The sequence below is a fragment of the Herbiconiux sp. UC225_62 genome (assembly GCF_042694625.1).
Lineage (GTDB): Bacteria > Actinomycetota > Actinomycetes > Actinomycetales > Microbacteriaceae > Herbiconiux.
Genome location: NZ_CP170551.1, coordinates 2,136,747 through 2,158,955 on the forward strand (window position 1 = coordinate 2,136,747; position 22,209 = coordinate 2,158,955).

The window sequence follows — 22,209 nt, forward strand, 5'->3', positions numbered from 1 at the left end:
TCGAGGCGAGCGGACACTAGAGGATATGGGGACGGACCAATTCGACGAGGCGGCCATCTGGGCATCGGCCCGGGGTGGCGATTCCTCGGCCTTCGCGGCGATCTTCGACGCGCACCGCGACCGGGTCTTCGGCCAGGCGCTCCGGTTGATCCGGGAGCCGCACGACGCCGAAGACGTCACGGCCCTGGTCTTCCTGGAAGCCTGGCGCCGACGTGACTCGGTGCGCGTTGTCGACGCCTCCGTGATCGGCTGGCTTCTCGTCACCACCAACAACGTGGTGCGCAACCTGGCGCGCAGCCGGCGGCGACACCGGGAGCTGTTGGAGCGCATCCCGAGGCCATCGCTGACCGACGACGCACCCGACCATGCCGAGGTGGTGGGGGAGCGGATCGACCACGCCGATCGCGACGCCAAGGTGCGGTCGGCCTTCGCGCGGCTGGCGAAGGCCGACCAGGACGTCATCACGTTGTGCGTGCTCGAGGAGTTGACCACCGGCCAGGCGGCCGCCGTGCTCGGCGTCCCGGTCGGCACCGTCAAATCGCGTCTCTCGCGAGCCAAGCAACGATTCTCCGCCCACACCACTGAGTTGTTGGGCCAGTCCACGAGCCCTGCGGGAGGTGCCCGATGAACACGACACCACGATTCGACCAGGGGCGCAGTGACGCCATCCGCACGATGCTGATCGAGAACGTCGAACAGTCCCCGAGCCGCGACCACCGGCGCCACGTCCGCATCGCCGTGCTCGCGATCGTGGCGGCTCTCGCCGGCGCGCTCGGCATCGGGGGCGTGGCGTTGGCCGTGACGGGCGGGCCGATCTTCCCCGCGCCGGCGGGCACGCCGGTCGTCGAGGCGTCGCCGACCCCGACGTCGACACCCGAGGCGACGCCCACGTCGACGCCCGGGACGCCCGTCGCCGGGCCCGTGGTGACCGGCGACCCGATCCCTCCGCACGACATCGACTCGGCTTCCTCGAGCGGAGCCTGGCAGCTCGATCTGCCGGGCAGCGGTCGGCAGTGCGAGATCCGGAACGCCTACGACATCGCGGACGGATTCGCCCTCTTCCAGGCGGGGCCCGACCAGATGAGCGACGCGCCCGGGCCCGATTGCGACTTCACCGCCACCCGGATGTCGCTGACGCTCGTCGACACCGCGGCCGGGACCATCGTGTGGTCGCGGGAGTGGGATGCCGTGAATCCCGGCTATCCCGTGGACGTGACCCTGCTCGGCACCTCGGGTCGCGCGCTCGTCAGCACGCAGAACCTCGGCCAGGGAGTGAACGAAGTCATCGACGTCGCCACGGGTGAGACCCTCGCCGCGTTCGCGCCGCACCTCGACGGCGCCGGCGACCTGCAGTACTCCTTCGCCACGGTGCCCGGCGATTCCGGTGAGATCGTGCTGGGGTTGCAAGCGAGAGGGCCGGATGGCGCGGGCCTGGTCGGCTCCGGGATCGTGGAGCGGGTCGATCCCCGAACCCTCGATCGGCCGGTGTGGAGCACCACGCTCGCCGGAACCTTCGGGCAGATCAGCCGCTCGGCCGAGACCCCCTATCCCGCCACTTTCGTCCCGTTCGACTACTTCACGGGTGCGGAAGGACCCGATCTGCGTTCGCACATCGCGATCGTGGACGTGAACACCGGAGAGGTGACGGATCGCCCAGCGACGACGTACTACCGATACGCCGCCGACTACGCGCTGCGCTTCACCGATTCGACCGCGGACCGATCCGTCGTCGGCCTCGACGCCGACGGCAACCACCTCTGGGAACGCGAGCTCCCGGTCGGCACGCGCATCGATCCGGTGCTCACGTCCGACGGGGTCCCCGGTGCGCTGGCCAATCGCCTTCGCTCGGATGCGCCGAGCGAATGGCTGATGGTGCACTCACCGCAGTCGCTCACCCTCGTGAACGCCCTGACGGGCGTCGAAGCGTGGACCGTGGCGACCGGATGCGGCGCCGACACCGAGCTCCCGCAATTCTCGTTCCGCCTGAACGAGCCGGCCGCCACCGTCGTGCTGCCCGGGTCGGGCGGGGCGGCCGCCTGCTCGTACGATCTGGCCACCGGATCACTCAGCGAAGGCCCCGCGATCCCGGAGAACGCCTGGGAGGCGGCCGGCGTCGCGAACGTCTACGGGGTCGCCGAGGGAACGGGCTCAGCGTACGACGCCGCCACGGGCGAGGTGCTCTGGACGATCCCGGCCGCCTCCGGTGAGTCGTGGGACTTCCTCGGCGGTCACCTCGTGTCGTGGGCGGGGACGCGACTCACAGGCATCGGCTGAGCGTCCCTGACAATCCGATGGATGTTCGTCACCTGTCGACGACGGCGCCGGAGAATAGGAGCACCACTCCCGACGACGAGGAGGAACTCATGGGACTCTGGATCACCATCGGCGCCCTCGCGGCGATCGTGGCCGGCATCGGAACCGCGATGGGCATCCGGCAGCGGCGTGCGGGCGACTACCAGGAGCGGCTCGACTCCCGCGATCAGCCCGGCCGCCTGCACGAGGAGGGTCAGAAGATGGCCGCGGTCAGCCTCGCCCACCGCTCCGGATCGGGCCGCTTCGGCTCCTTCTGACGGGAAGCGGCGCCTGGCGCGCGGCGGCGTTCTGCTGTTGGCTTGACGCATGACCGAAGCGGATGCCCGCACCTCCTTCGTCGTCACCGGCGGCGCCCAGGGGGTCGGGCGCGTCATCGCCGAGCATCTCAGCACCCTTGGGCCTGTAATCGTCATCGACGTCCAGGACGGACGAGGTGATCTGCGCCAGGCCGCCGGGCCGATCGAGTTCGTGGTCGGTGACGCCGGCGATCCGGAGGTGACCGCCGAGGCGATCGCCGTGGCGGAGGCGATGGCGCCGCTCGGCGGATGGGTGAACAACGCGGCCGTGCTGCGCGATGCGGGGTTCGCGACATCCGCTCCCGACGCCGTGCTCGCGCTGATCGCCACAAACCTGCGGCTCGCCGTCACCGGGACGCACGCGGCCGTGAACCACTTCCTCCGGAACCGCCGACCGGGTGCGATCGTCAACGTCTCGTCGCACCAGGCGCAGCGCCCCGTGCGCGGCGCGCTGCCCTACGCCACGGCGAAGGCGGCGATCGAGGGTCTCACGCGCGCCACCGCCGTCGATCATGGGCCCGACGGCATCCGGGTGAACGCGGTCGCCCTCGGGTCGATCAGCACGCCGCGTTACGAGGCGTACCGCCGCGACCATCCCGACATCGACGAGCAGATGGCGGCACTGCATCCGCTCGGCCGCGTGGGCACCCCGGACGAGGTCGCGGGAACGGTCGCGTTCCTGCTCTCGCCCGCGGCGGCCTTCATCACGGGTGCGGTGCTCCCCGTCGACGGCGGCCGTTCCGCCCAGGGCCGCGACCCCGAGGAACACTGACCCACCTCGCGCGCGGGTGCCCCGAGGTCCCCTACTTCTTGCTCTTCTTGTCGTCGACGATGCCGCCCAGGAGGCCGCCGATGGCGCCGCCGAGCACGCCGCCGGCCGGTCCGCCGAGCAGTGAACCGATGCCCGCGCCGATGCCGGCGAGGCTCGATCCATAGCTCACTTTCGCGATGGTGACCGTGGTCGAACCGTCATCGCCCGGCGAGACCTCGAACGAGCCGACGGCCGCCGACGCCACCACCATCGCCACCGGGCTGGCCTTGCCGGTCGCCGCCATCCGGTCGTACATCGCGCGCGACTCGAAGAAGGCGCGCTGCACGTCGGACTTGCCCTCGCCCGCCTCGTAGCCGATGCGGTAGAGCTCGAGGAGTGTTTTCACCTCCTCGTCGGAGATCAGATCGGCCGCTTCGAGCCGGTCGAGGATGGCCTTGTGCTCGCTGACCATGTCGCCCTTGTTGGCCTCCATCACCCGTCGCGCTTCCGCCCGCGCCGCGTGCATCAGGCCCGCGATGTCGGTGCCTGCGTAGGTTGCCGTGTCCATCATGCGCCTCCCCTTCGAGTCGCTTCTCTGGGATCGTGCGGCCAGTCAAGTCCTCCGCGGGCGAGGGGTCAAGTGCCGGCTCGGGGTATCGGCGCGCGCGCCTTCAGGAGGACGCGCGACGGATGCGGATCGGACCCCGAGCGGTGGCGAGATCCACCGTCTCGCCCTTCTGCGTGATGACCACCTCGCCTTGTTCGACGAGCCGTTGGGCGGCCTGACGGGCCGGCTCCATGAGGTCGCGCCACTCCTCGCCGCCCACGGCGCGCGCCGCATCCGAGGGGCAGATGGTCGAGGTGGGAGCACGCCGCGCGAGGAGGTCGCGGATGGCGACCTCCAGGCGGCGGTCGGTGTCGACGGCCGGGTCTTCAGCCGGAGGGGTTCTCGACGGGCGTGCCATCGGGTGCGGTTCCCTCGTCGGGGTCCACCTCGTCAGGTGTGGTGTGCTCGGGCTTCGGATCGCTCATGCGCGTCTCTCCTCGTGTCCTCGGTTGCGTCGTGTCGTCGATTGCGCTCGACGCTACGCCCGTTCCCGGATTCGGCACCGGCCTTCGGCGAGATCGACGGACATCAGTCCGGGCGCGGCATCCGGCAGGCGTCATCCGCCCGCGCGTCACCCGGCGCTCAGGAGCCGCTCCGGGCCGCCGTCCGCTACGGCCTTGAGGATCGCGGCCACGTCGTCGAAAACCTCCGCAGCGCCCGCCTCGAGCAGTTCGGCCGAACCGATCCCACCCGAGAGCACACCGAGCGAGCCCACGCCCGCCCGTCCGGCGGCCTCCGCGTCCCAGCGCGTGTCGCCGATCATGACCGCCTCGAACGCCGGCACGCCGGCCCGCTCCAGCGCGACGCCGATGATGTCGGGATCGGGCTTCGCCGTCTCCACGTCGTCGGCGGTCGTCGCCGCGTGCAGCAGGTCGTCGACGTCGAGGCAGGCGCGGAGCACCTCGAACTCCTCGGGCGGAGCCGAGGTGGCGAGCACGACGCGCACGCCCGACTCGCTCAGCCGTTCGATCAGTTCCCGCGCTCCCTCGAAGCGGCGCAGCCGCGGATGGAGCTCCTCGTAGTGCGCTGTGTGACGCTCTTTCGCCTCGTCGCCCAGCGCTTCCGCCCGGTCGCCGAGCAGTGCGTCGAGCAGCTTCGCCGAGTCGAGCCCGATCGAGCGGTGCACCTTCCAGGCGTCCACCGCGACCCCCACATCGGCAAAGGCGCGCGTCCAGGCGTCGACGTGCAGGTAGTTGGAGTCGATCAGCGTGCCGTCGATGTCGAACAGCACGGCCCGGAGTGCGGATGAGGTTCCCATACGTCACTGAACCACCGATCGGGCGAAAGCGGCGTTCAGGTCTCGCGGGCCAGCAGCTCGGCGAGCCGTGCGATCGCGTCCGCCGTGGTGGTCGCGTGCGGCGAGAAGCGGATGCGCGTCGGGCCGTGCAGCGTCGCGGTGACCCCGGCGGCGGCCAGGCGGGCGTGCATGCCGGGCGCTCCGCCGTCGGGGAACCCGGCGACCACGATCCCCGCCCGGCGCTGCGGCTCGCGGGGTGACAGCAGCGGCAGACCGGCGGCGTCGACGGCATCGATCAGCCGTGAAGCGGCATCCGCGACCCGCTCGGCGACGAGCGCCGCCCCGGTGCGTTCGAGGAGCTCCAAGCCGCTGGCGAGGGCGCCGGTGGCGAACGGCGAGAGGCTCGTGATGGCATGCCGCCCGGCATCGGGGCGAGCGGGATGCGGCAGACCGTCGTAGTCGACCGGATCGAGCACGCCGGCCCAGCTCCCGAGTGCCGGAGCCACCGCTGCGAGCCCGCGTTCCGAGAAGGCGAGGAAGCCCGTGCCCCACCCGGAGCGGAGCCACTTCTGGCCGCCGACGGCGAGCACGTCGGAGGGCGACCAGTCAGTGTCGGTCGCTCCGAAGCCCTGGATGCCGTCGACCACGAGCAGGCGGTCGGGCCCGATCACCTCGCGCAGGGCGGCGAGGTCGGCCCGGTAGCCCGTGCGGAAGTCGACCGCGCTGACGGCCAGTGCGCTGACGGCCGGCGTGAGCGCATCCGCGACCCGTTCGGGCGTGACCGGAGCCGGCTCGACGCCGGACGACGGCAGCGCACGCAGCCGCAGCCGCCCGGCCTCTTCGGCGCGGCGCCACGGGTAGACGTTCGCGGGGAACTCGTCGAGACTCACCAGCACCTCGCCGCGCAGGCCGAACGCCGTCTGCAGCAGGCCCTGCGAGGTGCTCGTGGTGAGGGCGACGCGCTCAGGCGCCGTGCCGGTGAGGCGGGCGATGACGGCGCGGGCCCGGTCGTCCTCGGCGTGCAGGTCGCCGGCGGGGGCTCCCCGAACGGCTGCCGCGACGAGCTCGTGCACCGTGCGTTCCACGGCGCGCGACGGCGGACCGTAGGAGGCGTGGTTCAGGTACAGCGGCGCCTCTGCGAACTCGGCGTCGTACGCGACGAGTGCCGCGGATGCGGTCGCCGTGCCGGGTCCTTCTGCGCCCACCGACGCGCCCGACGACGCGCCGGTTGACGTGCCGGTCGACGCGCCGGTCGACGTGCCGGGCATGTCAGCAGCGCGGCACACCGTCCTCGGGCCACGGGCATCGACTGTCGCCTGTGCGCCTTCCGAGGCATCCACCGCCCCCGCCTCCGCGCGGCTCACGCGCGCCCGATCCGCAGCGTCACGATCTGGAACGGCCGGAGCGTCACCGAGTCCCCCTCCAACGCGGGCTCGCGCTCGAGGGTCAACCCGCCGACGGGCCGCTCGAGCAGGTCCTGCTCCTCCATCCCCGTCGCCGCGAACCCGGGCAGCACCCGCGCCGTGCCGCCGGTGCCGAGGCTCTCGTAGAGGCGCACGATCACGTCGCCCGACCCGTCGCCGGCGAGCTTCACGGCCTCGATCCGAAGCGATTCGTCGCCGTCCAGCGCAACCAGCGGTGCGACCGGAGCCGCACCGGCGACGCGGAGAGGCAGATTCAGGTCGTAACCGGCCCGCACGGCGTCCGCGACCGTCGCCGACGGCACCAGCGTGTGCCGGAATTCGTGCCGACCGAGGTCGGTCTCCGGATCGGGATAGAGCGGCGCACGCAGCAACGACACCCGCACGACGGCCGCCATCCCGCCCCCGGCCCGCGCAACCCGGCGCACCTCGTGCCCGTAGGTGGCGTCGTTGGCGAGCGCCACCCCGATCGGTTCGCCCACGTGCACCCAGCGGTGGGCGGCCACCTCGAACCGCGCCGCGTCCCACGAGGTGTTCTCGTGGATGGGCCGGGCCAGGTGCCCGAACTGCGTCTCGAACCGCGCGCGCTCGGCGTGCACGTCGACCGGGAATGCGAGCTTCAGGATCTTCTCGCGCTCCTGCCAGTCGATCCGCGTCACGAGCTCGACGGATGACGATCCGCTCCGCAGGGTGACCTCCTGCTCCACCGTCGAACGCCCGAACGAGCGCCGCACCCGCACGCTCGCCCGAACGGACGGCGACTCGGGCGAGCCGCCGTCGAGTTCCACGGCGTCGACGGCGTCGAGGTCGTGGACGGTGTTGCGGTAGTAGCCGTCGAGGTCCCACGCGTCCCACTGCACGGGCTTGTCGTCATGGAGCTGCAGGAGGTTCGCGCGGCTGCCCGGCGCGATGGACTCCCGGCCGTCGGCGAGCGTGACGACCGACACGATGCTGCCCGTCGCATCCAGCCGCACGCGCGCGAGTCCGTTCTCGAGCACCCAGCCCGGAGCATCGGATGCCGCGACCACTCGTGCATCGTCAGGGGCTGCCTGCGGTACCCCGGCGCCCCCGGCCGGCACGCCGTCCACGGCGTGCGGCCGCGGGTTGAACACGACGGTCGCGCCGTCCGTCCCGACCTCGGGCGCAGAGGCCAGCGCCTCCAGCGACGCCGCGATCACGCCCTCGAGCACCTCCGCCACCTCGGCGTAACGCTCCCGCGCTTCGCGATGCACCCACGCGATCGACGAGCCCGGGAGGATGTCGTGGAACTGCTGCAGCAGCACCGTCTGCCACGCCTCGCGGAGCGTGTCGGCGGGATAGGGGAGTCCGACGCGCACGCTCGCGGTCGCCGCCCACAACTCGGCCTCGCGGAGGAGGTGCTCGCTCCGCCGATTGCCGCTCTTCATGGCGGCCTGGCTGGTGAGGGTGCCGCGATGGAGCTCGAGGTAGAGCTCACCGAACCACCGCGCCGGCGAGGGCAGCTCGGCCCGAGCGGCGTCGAAGAACTCCTCGGGAGTCTCGATCCGCACTCGCGGCAGCCCCTCCACATCGGTCGAGCGCTGCGCCCGGTCGAGCATCTCGCGCACCGGCCCACCGCCTCCGTCGCCGAATCCGAACGGCAGCAGCGACCGCGATCCCGACCCCTTCTCGCGGTAGTTGGATGCCGCATGCAGCAGCTCCGCCGGACTCACGTCGCCGTTGTAGGTGTCGGCAGGTGGGAAGTGCGTGAACACCTCGGTGCCGTCGATGCCCACCCACGAGAAGGTGTGGTGCGGGAAGACGTTCACCTGGTTCCACGAGATCTTCTGCGTGAGGAAGTAGTCGAAGCCCGCGAGCCGCACGATCTGCGGGAGGGCGGCGGAGTAGCCGAAGCTGTCCGGCAGCCACACCACTCGGCTCCGGAGCCCCAGCTCCGCCTCGAAGAACCGCGTGCCCTCGAGGAACTGCCGCACCATCGCCTCGCCTCCCACCATGGTGGTGTCGGATTCCACCCACATGCCACCCACGGGCACCACGCGCCCCTCGAGTGCGCGGGCCCTGAGCCGATCGAACAGCTCCGGCCGGTCGTCGCGCAGCCACTGCCACTGCTGAGCGCTCGACATCGCGAACACGAGCTCGGGCCGCGACTCCATGAGGTTCAGCACGTTCGCCGTGGTGCGGGCGACCTTGCGCACGGTCTCGCGCGTGGGCCACAGCCACGCCGAGTCGATGTGGGCGTGCCCCACCGCCGACACCCGATGAGCGGATGCCGCGGCCGGAGCTTCGAGAACCCCGGAGAGTGCGGCGCGCGCCGCCCCCGCTGTGCCGGCCACATCGTCGGGATCGATCAGGTCGAGGGCTCCGTCGACCGCGCGCAGCACGGTCCAGCGCCGGGTGTCGCCCTCGGGCAGTGCCGCCATCAGCTCGCCGAGGAACTCGAGATCGGTGACGAGCGATTCCACGGTCTCGTCCACCACCACCAGGTCGGCGCGCCGCAGCCGGTAGCGCGGCTCGGCTCCCGCCGTCGCCTTCTCACCCAGTTCGGTGGGCCAGAACGCCCGGTCGTCACGGTCGAACACCTGCGGGTTCGCCGCGGCCTCGAGATAGAGGTCGATCTCGGCTCCCGGCCCCTCCGTGACCGGGATCCACTGGTTGCGGGGGTTCAATCCCTTCACGGCCACGCCGTCGGGGCGGTAGACGAGACCCTCGGCCTGGAAACCCGAGGAGTCGTTGCGCCAGCCCAGGTCGACCACGAGTTCGAGGCGGTGGCCCGGGGGGAGCGGCGCGGCATCCGGAACCCGTCCGCGCAGGCGGAACCAGCTGGTGCCCCAGGCCGGGCCCCAGGAGTCCCCCGCGGCGAAAGGTTCGAAGCGAGTGGCCGCGGTGGGCGAGAGCGCTTCGGCCGGCGGCACGGGCTCCCCGCGGCCGCCGACGACGTGCCAGGCCGTGAGCTCCAGGGGTGCGAGCACCGTCGTGGCGGCGGGCCGGAGGCGGTCGCGCAGCACTCGCGCGAGCCGCCCTTCCAGAATCGAGCGGTCGTCGTGCATTCGGTCGTCCTCCATCGGGCGCTTGCGCTCTCTCCAGCGATGCATCTATCCTATAGGAAACGAGTGAAACCTATAGGAAATCGTCACATCTCAAAGGAGAGCTTTTCGTGGCAACACTGGCAGCCGGCGTCGACATCGACACCTTCATACGGCCCTCCGATTTCACACTGCCCGGCGGGGAGTGGTTCATCGGGGCGGGCCTCGGCCTCTTCGTGCACTGGGACCACGCGAGCCAGCAGGGGATCGAGATCTCCTGGCCGCTCGTGGGTCGCTCGATCATCCCGGGCGTCGACGAGGTCGAGGATTCCGTGACCACCGAGCAGTACTACTCGAGCGCCGCGACCTTCAACCCGATCGAGTGGGACGCGAAGGCGCTCGCCGCCCTCGCCAAGCGGGCCGGCGCGGAGTACGTCGTGTTCACGGCCCGGCACCATGGCGGCTACTCGATGTTCCACACCGAATACTCCGACTTCGGCGTGCAGAACGGACCGTTCGGCCGCGACATCACCCGGGAGTTCGTCGACGCCATCCGCGCCGAGGGCATCCGCGTGGGCATCTACTTCTCCCTGCCCGACTGGCACCACCCCGACTACCCGGCGTTCGAGGACACCGATCGCCCCTACCCGGAGGAGCACTGGCCCGGTGCCGGACTCGAGGAGAACATCGGCAAGCCGATCCGCGAAGACCGCCATCGTCGCGCCACCCCGGAGCAGTGGGAGAGGTTCCAGAGCTACCTGCGCGGCCAGCTCACCGAGATCCTCACGAACTACGGCACGATCGACCTGCTCTGGTTCGACGGCGAGTGGGAGCGCAACGAGGAGGAGTGGGACACCGCGGGCCTCCGCGCGCTCATCAAGGGTCTGCAGCCCGACGTCGTGATCAACGAGCGGCTGCTCGGCCAGGGCGACTACAAGACCCCCGAGCAGGCGTTCCCGATCGTCGCGCCGGCCGGGCCGTGGGAACTGTGCCTCACCATCGGCGACATGTGGGCGTACCGTCCCGGGGACATCAACAACAAGAGCGTGCGCTCGCTCGTCACCACCCTCATCGAGGTCGTCGGCCGCGGCGGGAACCTGCTGCTGAACATCGGCCCGAAGGGCGACGGCAGCCTGAACGAGGTGCAGGTCGAGCGGCTCGAGAGCATCGGCGAGTGGATGGACCGGCATCGGGAGAGCGTGATCGGTGTCTCGCCCACCGTCGGGGTCGACTTCTACGGCCCGACCACCGCGCGCCCTGGCACCGTCTATCTCCACCTGGTCAACCGGCCGGTGGAGGAGATCATCGTGCGCGGCCTACCCGTGCGGCGGGTCAGCGGCATCCGTCTGCTCGCCACCGGGCAGCCCCTCGACCACACCGTCGGCTTCGAAGTGCACGAGCTCGCCTCGCACGACGACGAGCCCTCGGGTGAATTGCGCATCCCGGCGCCGGAGCCCTCCGGGGCCGCGGTCGACGTGGTGGCAATCGACTTCGCCTGAGCGCGGAGCACCAGCAGTTCCCATCAGCAACGTGAATCCAATGGAGGAGGCACAACACGTGAAAAGCACCAGAGGCAAGGCAGTCAAAGTGGCCACGGCGGTCGCGATGGTCGGAGCGCTCGGCGCCCTGGCCGGATGCGCCGGGTCGTCGAGCGGCGGAACGCAGTCCGACGGCACACTCGATCTCTACACCTGGGTCAGCAGTCAGAGCGACCGCGACCAGTGGGAGTCGTTCGTGAGCGAGGCGCAGAAGCAGGATCCCGACCTGAAGGTCGCGATCGACGGGCCGAGCTTCGCCGACTACTGGACCAAGGTCAAGACCCGGCTCTCGGGCAGCAACCCGCCGTGCCTGCTCACCACACAGGCGGCTCGCGCCCAGGAACTCCAGGGGCTGCTGAAGCCGCTCGACGACCTGATCGCCGAGAGCGACTTCGACACCTCCGACATCGATCCCTCGATGCTCGAGGGCATGACCGTCGACGGCACCATCCGCGCCATCCCCTACGACGCCGAGCCGGTGGTGCTGTTCTACAACGCCGACCTGTTCAAGGCCGCCGGGCTCACGCCCCCCGGCACGACGTACACGCGTGAGCAGTTCATCTCCGACGCCAAGACGCTCACCACGGGCGATCAGCAGGGTCTGGCCATCTCGACCGGCATCTTCATCCCCAACGCGTGGGCCCTGGCCGACGGTGTGGCCGCCGTCGACGACGACGGCAAGCTCGACCTCACCAACCCGGAGTTCGTCGACGAGGTGCAGAGCTTCTTCGACCTGGTGGGCAAGGACGGCGTCGCCCCGGCCCCTGAGGCCGCGGACGGCTCGGATGTCTCGCAGGCGGCGTTCACGAGCGGCAAGGCCGCGATGCTGATCGAGGGTCCGTGGATGTACGGCACCTTCGACGAGGCCGCCGACTTCACCCTCGGCATCTCGATCGTGCCCTCCACGAGCGGCGAGGCCGCGGCGATGACCGCGGGCTCGGGCTTCGGCATCGCGAACACCTGCGACGACCCGGAGGCCGCGTTCAAGGCCATCACCGAGCTCACCTCCACTCCGGTGCTCGAGGCGCAGGCGAAGACGCGCGGCATCGTGCCGGCGCGCTCGGAGGCCGTGCCGGCCTGGGCCGAGGGCAAGTCGCCCGAGGCGGCGGCCGTGGTCGATGCGCTGCTGGCCAACGCGACCGCACAGATCACGACCCCCGGCTGGAACCAGGTCGACACGCTGTTCACCCAGTACGGCGTCGAGGGCTTCAGGGGTGACAAGACCGCCCAGGAGATCCTCGAGACGATTCAGAACTCGGTGGGCGAGTAACCGCATGGTCACCGTCACCGGCCTGGGCGCTGTCACCTCGAAAGAGGTGGCGGCGCCCCCGGCGCCCCCCGCGGCATCCGCCCCCGCCGGCAAGAAGAAGTCCCGGCAGGGGCTCGTGGCCCTGGCCTACTTGTGGCCCGGGCTCACCGGCTTCGCGTTCTTCATCCTGGTGCCCCTCATCGGCTCCCTCGTCATCAGCCTGTTCGAGTGGCCGTTGTTCGGCACGCCGACCTTCATCGGTTTCGGCAACTACGCGAAGCTGTTCAGCGATCCGACCTTCTACACGGTGCTGCTGAACACCGTGATCTTCGCGTTCGTGTACACGGCGCTGAACCTCGCCCTCGCTCTCGCCATCTCGCTCTGGCTGAACACCCGCATCAAGTTCGCCGGCTTCTGGCGGGTCATCTTCTTCCTGCCGGCCATCACGCCGATGGTCGCGAACGCGCTCATCTGGCGTCTGCTGCTGTCGCAGGACGGTCTGGTGAACTCCGTGCTCGCCGGCGTCGGCATCGACGGCCCCTCGTGGCTGTCGGATGCGAACTTCGCCCTCATCTCGGTGATCACGATGTCGGTGTGGCAGTCGTTCGGCTACAACGTGATCGTGCTCTCGGCCGGTCTCGGGTCGATCCCGAAGGAGATCCTCGAGGCCTCCCGGGTCGACGGCACGAGCGCCTGGTCGAGGCTCCGTCACATCATCCTGCCGATGCTCTCGCCGTCGCTGTTCTTCACGATGACGATGACGATGATCGGCGCGTTCCAGGTGTTCGTGCAGCCGCAGATCCTGACCCAGGGCGGTCCGGGCGAGGCCACCAACACCTTCGTGCTCTACCTCTACCGGAACGGCTTCGTGTTCGACAAGCTCGGCTACGCCTCGGCGCTGGCCTGGATCCTGTTCCTCGTGGTGATGCTGATCACGGCGCTGCAGTTCGCCGGTCAGCGGAAGTGGGTGAACTATGACAAGTGAGACCGTCCGGCGGCGGCCGAAGCTCCGCCCCGCGCAGCGCAGAACCGTCACGAAGACCTGGCTCAACACGGCCGCCATGGCCGCGGTGGCGCTGGTGTTCACCTTCCCGTTCATCTGGATGTTCTTCTCGGCGTTGAAGCCCGAGGACGAGGTCTTTTCACCCGATCCGAGTTTCATCGGCTCCGAAGTGCGCTGGCAGAACTTCGCCGACGCCTGGACCCTCGTGCCGTTCGGCCGGTTCATCTTCAACGGCTTCCTGGTGGCGACGCTCGGTGCGCTGCTGTCGGTGATCGTCGCCGTGCTCTCGGCCTACGCGTTCTCGCGGCTGAAGTTCCGCTTCCGCGACCGGCTCTTCCTGCTCTACGTGCTCACGCTCGTGCTGCCGCAGGAGGTGCTGGTGGTGCCGCTGTTCATCATGATGAACAAGCTCGGCCTCGTCGACAGCTACTTCGCGCTGATCGTGCCCTTCGCGTTCACCGCGTTCGGCACCTTCCTGCTGCGGCAGTTCTTCCTCACCATCCCCATCGAGTACGAGGAGGCGGCGCTCATCGACGGCGCCTCGCGCTTCCGCACCCTCTGGTCGGTGCTCCTGCCCCAGCTGACCGCGCCGCTGTCGGTGCTGGCCGTGTTCTCCTTCATCGGCTACTACAACTCGTACCTCTGGCCGCTCATCATCATCAACACCCAGGAACTCGCCACGGTGCCCCTCGGGCTCTCGATGTTCACCGGCGAGCACGGCACCCAATGGAGTCTGTTGATGGCGGCATCCACCATCGCCGTCGTCCCCTCGCTCATCATCGTGGCGGTGCTGCAGCGTCAGCTCATCAAGGGAGTCGCCCTCGGCGGCTTCGGTGGCCGCTGATGTCGGCAGCATCCCGTCTTCCACTGAGGAAACCATGACACTCTCGACCCCTGTTCTGACCACCGGCCGCACCGGCACCGACATCGTGAGCGCCGAGGCGTGGCTGTGCGACCTCCCGGTCGAGACGGTGCGAACGGATGCGATGCAGTCGTTCCTGAAGCAGGAGACGATCTTCGTGCGCATCCGCACCGCATCGGGCATCGAAGGCGTGGGGTACAGCTACACCATCGGCACCGGCGGCCCCGCGGTGCTGAGTCTGCTGCGCACGAGCCTGCTCGACGCGCTCGTCGGGCTCGACGCGATGCGTCCGGAGGCGGTCTGGCAGGCCCTCTTCTCGAGCACACGCGCCACCACCGTGGGCGTCATCACCGCTCTCGCCCTCGCCGCGGTCGACACCGCGGTGTGGGATGCGCGCTGCAAGGCGGGTGGGATGCCGCTGTGGGTCGCCGCCGGAGGCGCACGCAGCTCGATCCCCCTCTACGACACGGAGGGCGGATGGCTGCACTTCAGCGCCGACGAGCTGGTGGCGCAGGCCGTGGAGTCGCGAGCGGCCGGGATGCACGGGGTGAAGATCAAGGTGGGCAAGCCCAAGGGGCACGAAGACGTGGAGCGGCTCGCCGCCGTGCGGGAGGCGGTGGGCGACGACTTCGACATCATGATCGACGCGAACCAGTCCATGACCTCGGCCGAGGCCGTCCGGCGGGCGGCCGCTTTCGAGCCGCTCGACATCTTCTGGTTCGAGGAGCCGTTGCCGGCCGAGGACATGTCGGGGCACCGGGCGCTCGCGCGCTCGACCAGCATCCCGGTGGCCGTCGGGGAGAGCATGTACTCGGTGGGCCAGTTCCGCGAGTACCTGCAATCGCAGGCGGCGTCGATCGTGCAGGTCGACGTGGCGCGCATCGGCGGCATCACGCCGTGGCTCAAGGTGGCGCACCTGGCCGAGGCATTCAATGTGAAGGTGGCCCCGCACTTCCTGATGGAGCTGCACGTGTCGCTCACCTGCGCCGTGCCGAACTCGCTCTACCTCGAGCACATCCCGCAGTTGCGGGCGGTGACGCGGAGCGAGATGACGATCGTCGACGGCAACGGCGTGCCCTCGTCCGAGCCGGGGCTCGGCATCGACTGGGACTTCGACGCGCTCGAGAATCTGCGGGTGTCGTGACCGGGCCCGACCTCGGGCGGCTCGGCTACGGCGTCGCGGCGCTCGGCAACCTGTACGAGGCGGTGCCCGACGAGCTGTGGCCTCAGTGCGTGCCTGCGGCGTGGGACGCGGGCATCCGCTACTTCGACGTGGCGCCGCACTACGGGCTGGGCCTCGCCGAGGAGCGGTTGGGGGAGGCGTTGGCGGGGAGGCCGCGGGACGAGTTCGTGGTGTCGACCAAGGTCGGCCGGCTGCTCGAACCGAATCCGGGATACGCGGGGGAGACCGACATCCAGAACCTCTTCGACGTGCCGGCCACCCGTCGCCGCGTGCTCGACTACTCGCGCGACGGGGTGCTGCGCTCGCTCGAAGGCAGTCTCGAGCGGCTGGGACTCGACCGCATCGACCTCCTGCTCGTGCACGATCCCGACGATCACGTGGAGGAGGCGCTGGAGGGGGCGTTCCCCGCGCTCGACGAGTTGCGGTCGCAGGGCGTGATCGGCGCCTACGGAGCGGGGATGAACCAGTCGGCGGCATTGACGCGCTTCGTGCGCGAGACCGATCTCGACGTGGTGATGCTGGCGGGCCGCTACACGCTGCTCGATCAGTCGGGGGCGACGGATCTCCTGCCGGCGGCGCTGGAACGGGGCGTGGCCGTGATCGCGGCCGCCGTCTTCAACTCCGGACTGCTGGCGACGGACCGGCCGTCCGCCTCCGCGCACTTCGATTACGGCGCGGTGCCGGCCGCGGTGCTCGAGCGCGCGTCGCGGCTTGCGGACGTCGCCGAGCGGCACGGGGTGCGCCTGCCGGAGCTGGCCGCGCAGTTCCCGCTGCGGCATCCGGCCGTCTCGACCGTGGTGCTCGGGGCGGCGACGCCCGCGCAGATCACCGCGAACGCCGCTCTGCTCGCGGTGCCGGTCCCCGAGGGGGTGTGGGCCGAGCTGGAGCAGGAAGGGCTGCTGGAACCGATCCTGTAGCCTACTTCCTGCATCCGCCAGCGATTCGGAGCGCCTGATGGGGGCAAGCCATGAATACCATTGACCGCATGAGCACCCCGGGTGAAGTCTTCCGTCGACTCCCGGCCCGGCGCGCGCTCGTCGACGACGTGTACGACGCCGTGCTCGGACTGCTGATGGATCAGGTGATCGAGCCCGGCGCGCGGGCGAGCATCGACGGCATCGCCCGGCAGCTCGACGTGTCGCCCACGCCGGTGCGTGAGGCGCTGGCGCGGCTCGAGTCCGAAGGGCTCGTGGTGAAGAAGGCGCTGAAGGGCTACACGGCGTCGCCGCTGCTCGACGCCGAGGGGCTGCGGCAGCTGTACGAGATGCGCCGACTGCTCGAGCCCGCCGCGGCGGGGCTCGCGGTCGCGCACATGACGCCGAAGGCGCTCGAGGAGCTCACCCGGCTGTCCGAGGCGATGCACGTGAGCGGGGAGGCGTCCCAGACCGGAGGCGACCGGTTCCAGGACTACCGGGACTTCGCCGATCACGACGCGGAGTTCCACCGGTTGATCGCCGAGCACGCCGGCAACGCGCTGCTCGTCGACGCGATCGTGCGGCTGCGCTCGCACATGCACCTCTACCGGCTCTACTTCAAGCACGGCATCGCCGAGGACACCTCGGGCGAGCACGAAGCGGTGCTGGTGGCCCTGCGGAGCGGTGACGCCAAGGCCGCCGAGGCGGCGATGCTCGCCCACATCACGAACTCCTACGAGCGGATGTCGGCCGGCCTCGACGACGACTGACCCGGGTGCGCTCGCCCCGGTCTGCGGTCAGCGCGACTCCGTGCTCACCCAGAGATTCTCGGTGAGCTGCTCGAACCCGTCGAGCGGAATCGCCGGCGTCCCTGCGGCGAGCAAGCGGTACTCCGACCCGCCGTAGGCGAGTTCGATGCCGGCTTGCAGTTGCCCGGGTTGCGCCACCGGCGGTCCACCGCAGCTCGTCGAGACGGCATTGGTGCCGACCAGCAGGCAGACGCCACCCTTGTCCGTTGCGGCGATCCACAGTCGGTCCCCGTCGTGCTCGGCGAGGAAGCGCACGGTGTCGGGATCGTAGAGCGGCGGATCGTTCTGCTCGCCGACAACGGCGTCGGCATCGGTCACCGGCCGCTCGAGCACGGGGAAGGCCTCCGCCGCGGTCGCCGTGGGGGTGGACGGCACGCATCCGGAGAGCAGGGCGAGCGAGCACGCCGCGGCGAGGATGCCGAGGGCGCAGGCCGCCTTGGCTGTCGGTCTGCGCCGCGAAGTCATGATTTCAGTCTGCCACGCACAGCGCTACAGCTGTAGGTCAAGGCGGGGGGAGGGCGCGGGTCAGGACTCGGGGGCGCCGGGAGGGCCGGCCACCAGGAGGGCGGCGAAGAGGCCGGCGGCTGCGACGGCCAGGAGCGTCACGGTCACGGCCGGGCGGGCCAGGGCCGCTCGAAGGGCGCGGTCGGAGATCCGCCGGTCGCGGGGATCATCTCCCGCCGTTCGCCGCCACGGGCCGGCAAGGAGGCCTCGCCGCGCGAACGCGATCTCGACCGGGATCGTCGCGAACGGAACGATGGCGCTGGCGCCGGCCAACAGCGCGACAGCCGGGCGCCATCGCTGGTTCACGGCGAGCACCACCACCACGATCACGTAGGAGATGAACACGAACCCGTGCAGTGCGCCCGCCACGCTGACGGGCCAATCGCCCACCCGCGCGACGTACTTCAGCAGCATCCCGGTCAGCAGGAGCGCCCAGGTCACCGCCTCCGCGATCGCGAAGGACTGGAACAGGCGGCGGGGTGTCACGGGTCTCCCTCGGGCGTCGGATGTCGCTCCGATCCTATCGACGGGCACCTGAGAGAACCGGGCGAGGGCCTCTGAATGCAATAGGCTGTTTCCTGTAGGAAATGTGTTAAGCCCACCACTCGATGAGGAGTTCCTCGTGGCCATGTTCAAGTCCGACCCCGAGCGCCCGCCCCAGTACCGTCGCTTCGCGCGCGAGACGCCGGAGTGGTATCTCGACGCGAAGCTCGGCATCTTCGTGCACTGGGGTCCGTACTCGGTGCCCGCCTGGGCCGAGCCCATCGGCGCGCTCGGCACCATCGAGAAGGAGTACTGGTTCCGCCACAACCCCTACGCCGAGTGGTACTACAACACGATCCGCATCGAAGGGGCGCCCGCGCGCGAGCACCAGCAGGAGGTCTACGGTGGAGCACCCTACGACGACTTCCTCGACGCATGGACGGCCGACCGGTTCGACGCCGACGACGTGATGGCGCTCGTCGCGGCGACAGGAGCCCGCTACTTCGTGCCCACCACGAAGCACCACGACGGCGTCACGTTGTGGGACGCGCCGGGCACCGGCGACCGCAACACGGTGCACCGTGGCCCGAAGCGCGACCTGATCGAGGAGTTCCGCGCGGCGGCGGAAGCGGCCGGGGTGCGTTTCGGCGTCTACTACAGCGGGGGCCTCGACTGGCACGTCGGGCAGAATCCGCCGATCACCGCCGACGACCTGCCGGAGACCCGGCCCGTGGATGCGGAGTACGCCGCCTACGCCTTCGACCACGTCGCCGACCTGGTGGCGCGCTACCGGCCGGAAGTGCTCTGGGGCGACATCGAGTGGCCCGACGCCGGCAAGCCGGAGGGTCCGAAGAGCCTGGTGGAGATGTTCGATCTGTTCTACGCGGCCCGGCCCGACGGGGTGGTGAACGACCGCTGGGGCGAGACGCACTGGGACTTCCGCACCAGCGAGTACGAGAACGGCCTGGAGGTGGAAGGGGCGGATGCCTGGGAGAACTGCCGTGGCGTCGGCTACTCGTTCGGCTACAACCGCCTCGAAGACGAGAGCACGTCGCTCACCGGACCGGCCGCCATCCGGCACTTCGTCGACGTGGTCGCGCGGGGCGGCAACTTCCTGCTCAACATCGGCCTGACGGCAGAGGGCCTGGTGCCCGAGCTGCAGCGCCGCACCCTCGAAGCGCTCGGCGCCTTCAACGCCGAGCACGGCGCAGCGATCTTCGGGTCGCGCCCGGCCGGCCGGCTCGCCGCACCGAGCGACCCCGCGACGGGCACTCCCGACGGAACGCCCTGGGTGCGCTGGACCCGCTCGGCCGACACCCTGCACGCCTTCGTCTGGGCCGACGGCGACGGCTCCACCCCCGGCGCCCCCTTCGAGCTCACCCTCGACCCCACTGCAGTCGACCTGGCATCCGCACAGCTCTCCGACGGCCGCCCCTTCACCGCCGAGGTCACCGGCCACGGCATACGCGTGCATGGCGTGGATGCGAGCTCCCCGACCCAGCCGATCCGGATCGACTTCCCGGCGGCGTAGATTCACTGCATGACCGTCGTCATCGCGTTCGTCGCCAACATCCTCGTCGCGCTTGCGAAGTCGGTGGTGGCCGGGCTCACCGGGTCGGCGTCGATGCTCGCCGAGGCGGCGCACTCGTGGGCGGATGCGGGGAACGAGATCTTCCTGCTGATCGCCGACCGGCGGGCGGAGAAGAAGCCCGACGCGGCGCATCCGCTCGGTCACGGTCGCGACGCGTACATCTTCTCGTTGTTCGCCGCGTTCGGGATCTTCACCGTGGGCGCCGTCGTGTCGATCTACCACGGCATCCAGAGCCTCAGCGCTCCCGAGGCCGTCGAGGACTACACGCTGAACTACATCGTGCTGGCGGTGGCGTTCCTCCTCGAGGGCTTCTCGCTGATGCAGTCGGTGCGGCAAGGTCGGCGCACCGCTCGGCGCTACCAGCGGGGCTTCTTCGACTACGTCGTGAACGGATCGAACACGACACTTCGATCGGTCTTCTTCGAAGACACCGCCGCGCTCATCGGGCTGGTGCTCGCGGCTGCCGGCATCGGCCTGCATCAGGCGACCGGTGATCCGATGTGGGATGCGCTCGGCTCGATCGCGATCGGCGTGCTGCTCGGCGCGGTGGCGCTCATCCTGATCAGCCGCAACCGTCGCTACCTGCTGGGCGCGGGACCGACGGATGCGTTCCGGCAGCAGGTAGGTCGTACGCTGCTCGCGCATCCCGAGATCGACCGGGTGACCTCGCTCTACCTCGAGTTCAGCGGCCCGGGAATGCTCTTCCTGGTGGCGGCCGTCGATCTCGTCGGCGACGAGCCTGAGAACGGCGTGGCGGCGCAGCTGCGCCGGCTCGAAGCGGATCTCGAGCAGGAGGAACTGATCGGGAAGGCCGTGCTCACCCTGGCCGTGAGTGACGAGCCCTCCCTCGCCTTCGGGTGACCCGGGCAGCCATGGCGGCCCCGCGACCGCGGGCGTACGCTCCTGGCCATGAGCGACATCCGAGACGACGACACCGACCGCACCGACTCCGCCGACAACCCGAACGGACCCGACGCCCGGGAGAGCTTCGCGCAGAACGAGCAGATCGTGCCCGAAACCGACGGCGACTCGGAGGTCGAGATGCTCGGCGCCACAGGCGCGGCATCCGGAGACCCGACGGGCTCGTCAGCGGTCAAGGATCCCGAGGACTGGGTCACCGGTGACGAGCCGATGACCGGTCCGCAGAAGAGCTACCTCGAGACGCTGCTGCGCGAAGCCGGCGAGGAACTGCCCGCGAACCTCACCAAGGCCGAGGCCTCCGAGCACATCGAGCGGCTGCAGAAGGTCACCGGCCGCGGTCAGTGACCTCCGGTCCGTCCGAGGTCGGTCGCCGGCTCGGCCGAGGCGGCTGCGGCTTCTGATGGGAGAGCTCTCCGCCCAATCGGCCGCCGAACGGGCGACCATGGTCGGCGAACTCCTCGCGGAAGTAGGCGAGTCGCCACGGACCGATGTCCAGGCGTGCCCCGGTGCGGAGGATGCGACCGGGCGGGCGTGCCTGGTCCGTTCCTTCCCCCGGCCAGCCCGATCCGCCGCCCACCGGCGCCCAGGCGTGCAGCACGTACTCGTCGTTCTCGTCGTGGCGGATCTCGGCGTGGAGCGCCTCGATCCCGGGCAGCCGCAGGTCGGCATCGGGGCCCGAGCCGATCGTGGTGACGTCGGGGAGAAGGTCGAACTCGCGCGGCGGCCGGCCGTCCCACGTCTCCGACCCCACCGTGAACAGCAGTCGCGGACGTCCCGAACCCGGGAGGTAATGGGTCGTGGTGGGCCGCCGGCGGACGCCGCGTGCGACCGTCGGCACGAGCGGGAACAGGGTCGACGGCGGCAAAGGCACGGGGGACCGCTCCTTTCGCCGACCGATGACCGGCGCCAGCGCCGCGGGGCTCCCGATCGCGACGTGGGGCGACCAGGTCACCAGGCGTTGCAACGGGTTGGGCTTCACGGCCCCGATCCGCACGATGGTGCCGGCGTCGCTCTCCACGCACACCTCGACCCCTCGGGCGGCCAGCGCGGCGGCCACCACCCTCAGGTCGCGGAGGGCGCCTCGCCGGCTGCGCGGCAAGCGACTGGGATCGCTCACGTAGACGTGCACGCTCGAGCCGGCCGCCGTCACCCGGCCGTGGAACTCGGGTGCGGTCGCGTCGTCGTCCGGCCCCGGCGCATCCGTCGACGAGAAGGCCAGGTCGATGTCGAAGCGGACCATCTCACGACCCGGAATCCGTCGCATCGCGGGTGGTGGTGCCGCCACCGTTCTCGCTGGTCGTGACGCGCAGGGTGCCGTTCAGCTTCCAGGTGGCGCGCGGGGCGTCCGGCCCGATGTCGCGGGGAACCTCCACGGTCATGTCGATGAAGCTGTAGTCGACGGCGGCGCCGCGGCCGGTGAGGTACGACCACATCTCGCGGCCGAGGTCCGTCCAGTCGGCGATGGAGCGGCCCTCGGGGCCGTCGGGGGAACCGAAGAGGTCGGTGGTTGTCGTATCAGACATCA

Annotated in this window: 23 protein-coding genes; 14 read left to right on the top strand and 9 right to left on the bottom strand. The window is 70.3% G+C overall.

What is annotated here, in order from left to right; genetic code table 11:
• The first annotated feature begins 25 nt into the window (after positions 1–25).
• The 4 genes from ACFJGU_RS10325 (at position 26) to ACFJGU_RS10340 (ending at position 3,381) form a co-directional block, all read left to right on the top strand.
• Positions 26–628, top strand: a complete 603-nt coding sequence (locus tag ACFJGU_RS10325) for an RNA polymerase sigma factor (protein ID WP_382310067.1) — start codon at positions 26–28, stop codon at positions 626–628.
• Positions 625–2,274, top strand: coding sequence for a hypothetical protein (locus ACFJGU_RS10330; RefSeq protein WP_382310069.1), 1,650 nt, complete (start codon positions 625–627; stop codon positions 2,272–2,274). Before ACFJGU_RS10325 ends, ACFJGU_RS10330 begins: the two co-directional genes overlap by 4 nt.
• A gap of 89 nt (positions 2,275–2,363) precedes the next feature.
• Positions 2,364–2,570 (top strand): hypothetical protein, encoded by a 207-nt coding sequence (locus tag ACFJGU_RS10335; protein WP_382310071.1) that lies wholly within the window; start codon positions 2,364–2,366, stop codon positions 2,568–2,570.
• 49 nt (positions 2,571–2,619) lie between these two features.
• A complete protein-coding gene (locus ACFJGU_RS10340) occupies positions 2,620–3,381 on the top strand; it encodes an SDR family NAD(P)-dependent oxidoreductase (protein ID WP_382310073.1) in 762 nt (253 codons plus the stop codon).
• A 31-nt stretch (positions 3,382–3,412) separates the two neighbouring features.
• Here ACFJGU_RS10340 and ACFJGU_RS10345 read toward each other — a convergent pair whose 3' ends face one another.
• The 5 genes from ACFJGU_RS10345 to ACFJGU_RS10365 all read right to left on the bottom strand — a co-directional run bounded on the left by ACFJGU_RS10345 (position 3,413) and on the right by ACFJGU_RS10365 (position 9,651).
• Entirely contained in the window at positions 3,413–3,931 is a 519-nt protein-coding gene (locus ACFJGU_RS10345) for a hypothetical protein (RefSeq protein ID WP_382310075.1), read from the bottom strand.
• 100 nt (positions 3,932–4,031) lie between these two features.
• Positions 4,032–4,325 (bottom strand): DUF3253 domain-containing protein, encoded by a 294-nt coding sequence (locus ACFJGU_RS10350; RefSeq protein WP_382310077.1) that lies wholly within the window; start codon positions 4,323–4,325, stop codon positions 4,032–4,034.
• Positions 4,326–4,538: 213 nt separating this feature from the next.
• On the bottom strand, positions 4,539–5,225 hold the full coding sequence (locus ACFJGU_RS10355; RefSeq protein ID WP_382310079.1) for an HAD family hydrolase: 687 nt from the start codon (positions 5,223–5,225) through the stop codon (positions 4,539–4,541).
• A gap of 35 nt (positions 5,226–5,260) precedes the next feature.
• Positions 5,261–6,472 carry an aminotransferase class V-fold PLP-dependent enzyme gene (locus tag ACFJGU_RS10360; RefSeq protein WP_382310080.1) on the bottom strand — a complete coding sequence of 404 codons (1,212 nt, stop codon included), beginning with the start codon at positions 6,470–6,472 and terminating at the stop codon, positions 5,261–5,263.
• A 92-nt stretch (positions 6,473–6,564) separates the two neighbouring features.
• Positions 6,565–9,651 carry an alpha-mannosidase gene (locus ACFJGU_RS10365; RefSeq protein WP_382310082.1) on the bottom strand — a complete coding sequence of 1,029 codons (3,087 nt, stop codon included), beginning with the start codon at positions 9,649–9,651 and terminating at the stop codon, positions 6,565–6,567.
• Positions 9,652–9,758: 107 nt separating this feature from the next.
• On the opposite strand from ACFJGU_RS10365, the gene ACFJGU_RS10370 reads away from it, so the two are divergent.
• The 7 genes from ACFJGU_RS10370 (at position 9,759) to ACFJGU_RS10400 (ending at position 17,146) form a co-directional block, all read left to right on the top strand.
• A complete protein-coding gene (locus ACFJGU_RS10370; RefSeq protein WP_382310084.1) occupies positions 9,759–11,126 on the top strand; it encodes an alpha-L-fucosidase in 1,368 nt (455 codons plus the stop codon).
• 58 nt (positions 11,127–11,184) lie between these two features.
• Positions 11,185–12,435, top strand: coding sequence for an ABC transporter substrate-binding protein (locus ACFJGU_RS10375; RefSeq protein WP_382310086.1), 1,251 nt, complete (start codon positions 11,185–11,187; stop codon positions 12,433–12,435).
• 4 nt (positions 12,436–12,439) lie between these two features.
• Positions 12,440–13,399 (top strand): carbohydrate ABC transporter permease, encoded by a 960-nt coding sequence (locus tag ACFJGU_RS10380; RefSeq protein ID WP_382310088.1) that lies wholly within the window; start codon positions 12,440–12,442, stop codon positions 13,397–13,399.
• Positions 13,389–14,261, top strand: a complete 873-nt coding sequence (locus ACFJGU_RS10385) for a carbohydrate ABC transporter permease (RefSeq protein WP_382310090.1) — start codon at positions 13,389–13,391, stop codon at positions 14,259–14,261. The genes ACFJGU_RS10380 and ACFJGU_RS10385 overlap by 11 nt, the downstream gene beginning before the upstream one ends.
• Positions 14,262–14,295: 34 nt before the next feature.
• Positions 14,296–15,423, top strand: coding sequence for a mandelate racemase/muconate lactonizing enzyme family protein (locus ACFJGU_RS10390; RefSeq protein WP_382310092.1), 1,128 nt, complete (start codon positions 14,296–14,298; stop codon positions 15,421–15,423).
• Positions 15,420–16,379, top strand: coding sequence for an aldo/keto reductase (locus tag ACFJGU_RS10395; RefSeq protein WP_382310094.1), 960 nt, complete (start codon positions 15,420–15,422; stop codon positions 16,377–16,379). Before ACFJGU_RS10390 ends, ACFJGU_RS10395 begins: the two co-directional genes overlap by 4 nt.
• 68 nt (positions 16,380–16,447) lie before the next feature.
• The gene (locus ACFJGU_RS10400) at positions 16,448–17,146 is read left to right on the top strand and encodes a GntR family transcriptional regulator (protein WP_382310096.1); all 699 of its coding nucleotides are present in this window, start codon (positions 16,448–16,450) and stop codon (positions 17,144–17,146) included.
• Between the two features lie 27 nt (positions 17,147–17,173).
• Here ACFJGU_RS10400 and ACFJGU_RS10405 read toward each other — a convergent pair whose 3' ends face one another.
• Together ACFJGU_RS10405 and ACFJGU_RS10410 are read right to left on the bottom strand one after the other, a co-directional pair.
• Positions 17,174–17,650, bottom strand: a complete 477-nt coding sequence (locus tag ACFJGU_RS10405; RefSeq protein ID WP_382310098.1) for a hypothetical protein — start codon at positions 17,648–17,650, stop codon at positions 17,174–17,176.
• 60 nt (positions 17,651–17,710) lie between these two features.
• Positions 17,711–18,175: a DUF3817 domain-containing protein gene (locus ACFJGU_RS10410; RefSeq protein ID WP_382310100.1), complete on the bottom strand. Its 465-nt coding sequence runs from the start codon at positions 18,173–18,175 to the stop codon at positions 17,711–17,713.
• A gap of 142 nt (positions 18,176–18,317) precedes the next feature.
• Between ACFJGU_RS10410 and ACFJGU_RS10415 the strand changes: the two genes are divergently transcribed.
• From ACFJGU_RS10415 to ACFJGU_RS10425, 3 genes are all read left to right on the top strand, one after another.
• Complete coding sequence (locus ACFJGU_RS10415; protein WP_382310332.1) at positions 18,318–19,703, top strand: alpha-L-fucosidase; 1,386 nt, start codon at positions 18,318–18,320, stop codon at positions 19,701–19,703.
• Between the two features lie 9 nt (positions 19,704–19,712).
• Positions 19,713–20,624: a cation diffusion facilitator family transporter gene (locus ACFJGU_RS10420; RefSeq protein WP_382310102.1), complete on the top strand. Its 912-nt coding sequence runs from the start codon at positions 19,713–19,715 to the stop codon at positions 20,622–20,624.
• Positions 20,625–20,804: 180 nt separating this feature from the next.
• The gene (locus ACFJGU_RS10425; protein ID WP_382310334.1) at positions 20,805–21,029 is read left to right on the top strand and encodes a DUF3072 domain-containing protein; all 225 of its coding nucleotides are present in this window, start codon (positions 20,805–20,807) and stop codon (positions 21,027–21,029) included.
• On the opposite strand, the gene ACFJGU_RS10430 is transcribed toward ACFJGU_RS10425, so the two are convergent.
• Positions 21,010–21,924 (bottom strand): FHA domain-containing protein, encoded by a 915-nt coding sequence (locus ACFJGU_RS10430; protein WP_382310104.1) that lies wholly within the window; start codon positions 21,922–21,924, stop codon positions 21,010–21,012. The genes ACFJGU_RS10425 and ACFJGU_RS10430 overlap by 20 nt on opposite strands.
• A 1-nt stretch (position 21,925) precedes the next feature.
• The gene (locus tag ACFJGU_RS10435; RefSeq protein ID WP_382310106.1) at positions 21,926–22,207 is read right to left on the bottom strand and encodes a hypothetical protein; all 282 of its coding nucleotides are present in this window, start codon (positions 22,205–22,207) and stop codon (positions 21,926–21,928) included.
• Between the last annotated feature and the right edge of the window lie 2 nt (positions 22,208–22,209).